Source organism: Acidithiobacillus concretivorus (assembly GCF_018853445.1).
In the GTDB taxonomy this organism is placed as follows: Bacteria; Pseudomonadota; Gammaproteobacteria; order Acidithiobacillales; family Acidithiobacillaceae; genus Acidithiobacillus; species Acidithiobacillus concretivorus.
This window is the reverse complement of record NZ_JABELD010000046.1, coordinates 1-5,850: the sequence shown is the minus strand read 5'-3', so window position 1 is coordinate 5,850 and position 5,850 is coordinate 1. Positions and strand designations below refer to the sequence as shown.

The window sequence follows — 5,850 nt, the reverse complement described above, 5'->3', positions numbered from 1 at the left end:
GCGTGCAATTGGGTACCCCTCCCGTCTACTACTCGCCACCGCCGGTGTATTATGCGCCGCCCCCCGTCGCTTATTACACGCCGCCACCGGTGGTCAGATATTATCCCGTGCCACCCCCTGTCGTTGCCTATGGACCCAGACCTTGGCTTCGGCGGGGGCCACCACCATGGGCAGGGCATGGAAGGCCAGGGCCTTGGCAACATGGCAATTGGCACCACGGACCCTGGCACCATGGAAATTGGCATCACTGATAGATCAAGAATATGAGATGCGATTCGCCATGAAACAAAACTAAATTCTGCAAGTGGTCATGCATAATGAATGACCGCTTTTAGTCTGCTGCCGACCATCAGGGCTCAACGGCAGCAGGGCAGCGGGAGCGGTCATTCGGCGGACTGACCAGCATGTTCTCGAAACTTGGCTCTATGACTGTAAACCGTGGCCGTCTTTTGAGCATGAACCTCGCGAATGAAAATCTGATAATTTTGGGCTTGTCAGTGAAAATAATACCCCACCAATGCCTTGAGCTTATCACAACATCCCTGTCTTTGTGTTGCGCGCATAGCCTCTGACAATGAGGATAGCGTCTTGAATTCAATTTTTACAAGGAGTTGGTTACAGAAGAATGGTTGCCAAATTTGAGGACGTCACAGGCGAGATGGGCAACCTGTCCGTTTGATGCGCATGGATTGCATTGAACCAATTGTTGTGATGACCGAGTATGGTTAAATTGTAACCTGGTTCAATCCAAGGAGAATTATTCATGACCGATTCAACGGACTACGTGCCCCCTAAGATTTGGGTCTGGAACAAGACTGAAGCAGCTAGCGCTGTCACACTTCTCAACCGTCCTGTTTCAGGACCAACCCACGATAAAAAACTCCCCGTCGGTCATCACCCATTGCAACTGTACTCTCTGGCGACGCCCAATGGCCAAAAAGTGACAATCCTGCTAGAGGAGTTGTTAGCACAGGGTCATATCGATGCAGAATACGACGCGTGGCTAATCCGTATCCGTGACGGGGATCAATTTGGAAGTGGTTTTGTAGCGGTGAATCCAAACTCCAAGATCCCAGCTCTCGTAGACTACAGCGGTTCACAGCCTATTCGGGTTTTTGAGTCTGGGGCGATCATGCTGTATTTAGCCCAGAAATTTGCGACGTTCCTGCCTACCGATCCAAGTAGGCGCGCCGAGTGCCTATCATGGCTATTCTGGCAGATAGGAAGCGCCCCTTACCTGGGTGGCGGATTTGGTCATTTCTACGCCTATGCCCCAGAAAAGATTGAATATGCAATCAATCGGTTTGCTATGGAAACCAAGCGACAACTTGATGTGCTCGATAAACGGCTCTCGGAAAATGAATATATAGTAGGTAGCGAATATACGATTGCTGATATGGCCATCTGGCCTTGGTATGGTGGTTTGGTTAAAGGCTGGCTGTACGATGCTGCGGAGTTTCTTTCGGTGGAGGACTACCCGAATGTTCGGCGCTGGACAGACAATATTTACGCCCGTCCTGAGGTGCAACGCGGAATCAAAGTTAACCGTATCGTTGGCGAACTTTCCAGCCAGTTGCATGAACGCCATGATGCGAGTGACTTTGATCTACGCACACAAGATAAGCTCGTAAATGCCAAGCCGTAATCAAAGGGTTCACATAACTGAAGCAGACTTCGTTCCTTTGAGAGCCTTTCCACTGCTGAACGACCGCTGTCCTGCTGTCGACCCATCAAGAATGTTAATCAGCACCATTCGTTTGCCATCTGTCAGCATTGGGTATTTGCCACCCCATATCGCGGAATATGAATCATTAGTTTGTTGAAATATTAGGTGCATTAGCGAAACACTGAGGCTCTCAATGGCGAACCATCCAAACGCTGATTTCTGCTGAAAACTGGCCAATCACCAGCGCTGTTTGACACGCGAGGAAAGCCCTAGCCCGTCCGCCGCCAAGAAAGTGGCCGATATCGTGCGCCAGAACCTACGTCGACCAACTTGCAGGACGAAGCAGTGAATTTGGTTATTGCGCAGGCTGAGGGATTGGTGGAATAAACGCTGTTCGTTATACCAGCACGGCCAGCTTGGCATAATTCTGGAACCAGTCATCCTGAAAGACCGGCAAACCCGGTCCATTCAGGCGGATACACCAGACGGCACCGTGCTGGTCCTCATAAAGCATGGCGCAAACTTCGGGATGGTGCGTAGAGAGTATCTTGGGGATACCCATACTTTTTGCAGCCTTGGAATGTATCTCGTAGGCGTAACCGGTAACTGAGCGGCGTATCTTGCGGGTTACTTCAGGATATTGTAGAGGTCCGAGCGCAGGGGGTTGGCGGCGAAGTGCTGTTTCCAGAGTCTGGGGGTCAGCTCGGCGACGCGGGATGCGGGGTGCTGGCCGACCCGCTGCAGGACATCGACCAGATAGTCGTAGGGGTTGATGTCGTGGAGGCGGCAGGTGGTCAGCAGGCTCTGCACGATGCCGACCTGTTTGGCCCCCAGTTCCGTCCAGCAGAACAGCCAGTTTTTCCGGCCCATGGGGATCACTCGGAGTCCGCGTTCCAGATGGTTGGTGTCCATGGGCACATCGGCATCGCTGAGGAAGACTTCCAGTCCCGCCCGGCGTTTGTGGGCATAGGCGAGGGCTTTGCTCAAGGGGTTGCTGGGCAGTAACCCGGTATCAGCGGCGGTATCCGCCACCCAGGTGAAGAACGCTTCGACCAAAGGCTTCGCTTTCGTCAGCCGGAGCGCGTGCTTTTGCGCGCCTTTCAGGCCCTGCTCCCGAATTTCGGCTTCCACTGCATAGATCTGACCAATCAGGTCCAGGGCGACGGTGGCCCGCTGCGGATCGGCATCCTGGCTCTCGTAGAATTCCCGGCGGGTATGCGCCCAGCACTGGGCATGGGTGAGTCCTTCCGTTTTTTGGGCATAACGGCTGTAGGCCGCATAACCATCTGTAATCAGTATCGATCCGGGGGGTGCGGTCAGGCCCAGGAGCTGATCGACATGCTCTGCCCGGCGGCTTTCACAGTAGGGGAAGCAGATTTCATCCTGTTCCCCATATACCGGCCAGAAGTACCCTTGTTTCATTTTGCCCGGTCCTTTCAGACCGGCCTTGATGGGGGTTTCATCCATGGCCTTCACCCGGGAGGCGCGGATGGAGGCCAACTGGGCATCATGAATGGGTTCCAGCAGCCCCACAATCTGTTGTATCAACCGGGTCAGCCACGGCCGGCTCAGGGTAAAACCGCCATCCTGTAAGCGCTGATGAATCCGGTAGAGCGGCAGATGATAGAGGAACTTATCGACGACTATCCCGGCGGCGAAGCTGACGTCGGCGCGACTGCCTTCAAGGACGCCTACGGGGGCGGCGGGACAATGGATGATCTGGGTATCGAGACGCTTGATCACCGGGCGGACATATTTGATCACCACATAACTGCCGGGCTGCTGGGCCAGACGGTAGGTTTCCTTGGTGCCGATGACGGTGTATTGCTCCGGGGTCAGACCCGCGATTTCGGGATTAGGGACTTCAATGGTGGTGACCGGGACTTGATCGGCATCGAAGAAGGGGACCGCTTCGGCCCGGTCTTCGGTCTTGCTGCAGGCGCTTTTGCGGGTATGGGCCGGAATGCGGCGGGTGGGCGCTGCTGCCGGGGGCACCGGGGTTTCTATGCCCAGCGCCTCCGCCAGGGTCAACTGCTGGGCCGGAACTTCGGGGATCCGCTTTTCGCTCTTCTGGCCGAAGGTCTGGCGCTTGAACCAGTCCAGTTGATGTTTGAGCGCGTCGATCTGTGCCTGGAAAGCGGTCATTTGCTGCTGAAAGGCCGTTAATTGTTGTTCGGTATGCAGCCATCCCTGCACGGCCAGGAGGACGGTTTGCGGGGACAGGGCGGCGGCCTCTTCAAGGCTTAAAGGGGTCGGGAACAAGGCCGCTGCCGTGACATTTTTCATGTGTAAAATCATAGCAATAATCACCGATTCTGTCCATAAAAAAGGCCTCGAAACGGCGTAAAAAAGCATGTTATTCCGCTGGTTCCGGCGCTTGATAGCGCTTGCGCTGCGCGCCCGGCACAATCCCTTCGAGCATCAGCTTGAGATCCGTCCAATCCATCTCCCGGGTCACCACTTTCTGCCAGTCCGGGAGAAAGCGACCGCGCTCCAGACGCTTGGCCCAGAGGCAGAATCCGGTGCGATGGTAAGTAGGCCGTAGGAGTTTCACCCTCAGCCTCTCGCAGAACCGTACGTGAGTCTCTCAACTCATACGGCTCCCGTTGTCCAGTCGGCTATCATTTCCATAAACGTGCCAGTGCACAAACAACGATGGGCATGCTTTCCTCATCCGGTTGAGCCAGTCAGCACTGCGGCGCTTATGTCCCGCCAATGCTTTGTATTTCCGACGAGCCCAGCGCTGGAGCTTCTGATCAAAATGATTGAAGACCTTACGCATAACCGTTTTGTAGAAAGCCCCGTAGTAGTTCCACCACCCTTGTAGGATGGCGTTGTACTGTTTTGATAGTTCCAAAAGGCTGGCCGGTGTTTGTCGCTGGATATTCCAGCTGCGGGTTCGTTGACGCATTCGCTTTAGCGCTTCAGTACTGGCCCCGGGCAGGAAGCTGGTAAACCGACATCCACTATTGCCCCATGCCTCCCGTGATCGGAAGGTGAACCCCAGAAACGTAAACTGCGTCGTAGGGTAAGCTGCTTTGCGGTTACTGTCCTTGCAATAAACAATCTTCGACTTGTCCGGGTGCATGCTCAACAAGCATTCTGCCAGGCGTATCTCAATTGCTGTCATGACCTCATGTGCCTGCCTCTCCGTGCGGCAGTGAACCACCGCATCGTCAGCATACCGTGCAAACGGACATGCAGGAAATGACCTTTGCATCCAGATATCGAACACATAATGCATAAACAGATTCATTAACAAAGGGCTGATAACGCCACCTTGGGGCGTGCCGCTTTCACGCAGTACTTGGATACCCTCGGCGGTCACGAACGGGGCCTTAAGCCAACGCTCGATATATAACAAGATCCAGCCTTCCTTTATGTGATGTTTTACCGCTTTGAGCAGCAGCCCATGATCAATGTGATCAAAGGCTCCCCTGATATCGAACTCCACCACCCAGTTGTGGTTCCAGCAGCGTTTACGTGTGATCGCAACTGCCTGCTGGGCCGACTTTCCCGGCCGGTACCCGTAGGAGTCCGGATGAAACAGGCAATCCAAACGTGGCTCAACTAAAAGCTTGACCGCCGTCTGGGCCACCCTGTCCGCCACCGTGGGTATACTCAATGCGCGCTTGCCTCCGGATCGCTTGGGAATTTCCACCTGCCGAACCGGTGGTGGAAAATAGGAACCGGATGACATCCGGTTCCACACCTTGTAGAGGTTCCGCTGCAAGTCCTGCTCGAACTGAGCGATGGATTGCTCATCTATTCCAGCAGCGCCTCCGTTAGCTTTTACGCATTGATAAGCCTTCCAAACTACTTGTTTGGAAATGTTGTACGACTTTGCTGTGCTCATGCCACTCCTCCTTGCCTAAGCAAGTTGGTGACCGTCGCCAGCTGGGCAACGCCATCCCTTCGCTCCATCCCCATTACAGGAATTTCATCACTACTACGAATGGCTCCGCCCCTCGGCCTCTGCATCGGTATTCTTCCTCGCGGTGGTAGCCGCTTGTCATTTCCCTTGGCATCAGAGGCGAGGTTCTCACGTTCCATATCAAAGCAGCAATTCTCAATATGGCCAAGAGCCCTTTTTATGGGGTGGCACCACCATATGAATGACTCGGCTTTTTTGGATGTACGGTGAGCGCTGGACAAATCCATCCATTCAACGTATAAGAGGCTGG

The 5,850-nt window shown here is 54.3% G+C and carries 7 protein-coding genes; 2 read left to right on the top strand and 5 right to left on the bottom strand.

Annotation, left to right across the window (positions count from 1 at the left end):
• Nucleotides 1–295, top strand: a 295-nt coding sequence (locus tag HJG40_RS06560) for a hypothetical protein (RefSeq protein ID WP_215863446.1), incomplete at its 5' end; no start/stop codon positions are given.
• A gap of 468 nt (nt 296–763) precedes the next feature.
• The gene (gene yghU / locus HJG40_RS06555) at nt 764–1,645 is read left to right on the top strand and encodes a glutathione-dependent disulfide-bond oxidoreductase (RefSeq protein ID WP_215863445.1); all 882 of its coding nucleotides are present in this window, start codon (nt 764–766) and stop codon (nt 1,643–1,645) included.
• 418 nt (nt 1,646–2,063) lie between these two features.
• Here the strand turns inward: yghU and HJG40_RS06550 are convergent, their stop codons facing one another.
• The 5 genes from HJG40_RS06550 to HJG40_RS06530 all read right to left on the bottom strand — a co-directional run.
• On the bottom strand, nt 2,064–2,228 hold the full coding sequence (locus tag HJG40_RS06550; protein ID WP_215863444.1) for a hypothetical protein: 165 nt from the start codon (nt 2,226–2,228) through the stop codon (nt 2,064–2,066).
• 65 nt (nt 2,229–2,293) lie between these two features.
• Complete coding sequence (gene tnpC / locus HJG40_RS06545; protein WP_438263560.1) at nt 2,294–3,928, bottom strand: IS66 family transposase; 1,635 nt, start codon at nt 3,926–3,928, stop codon at nt 2,294–2,296.
• 94 nt (nt 3,929–4,022) lie between these two features.
• Entirely contained in the window at nt 4,023–4,226 is a 204-nt protein-coding gene (gene tnpB / locus HJG40_RS06540; protein WP_226857259.1) for an IS66 family insertion sequence element accessory protein TnpB, read from the bottom strand.
• 27 nt (nt 4,227–4,253) lie between these two features.
• Nucleotides 4,254–5,522: a group II intron reverse transcriptase/maturase gene (ltrA, locus tag HJG40_RS06535; protein ID WP_215863441.1), complete on the bottom strand. Its 1,269-nt coding sequence runs from the start codon at nt 5,520–5,522 to the stop codon at nt 4,254–4,256.
• A partial coding sequence (locus HJG40_RS06530; protein WP_215863440.1) for a hypothetical protein occupies nt 5,519–5,850 on the bottom strand: 332 nt, incomplete at its 5' end. The genes HJG40_RS06530 and ltrA, both read right to left, overlap by 4 nt.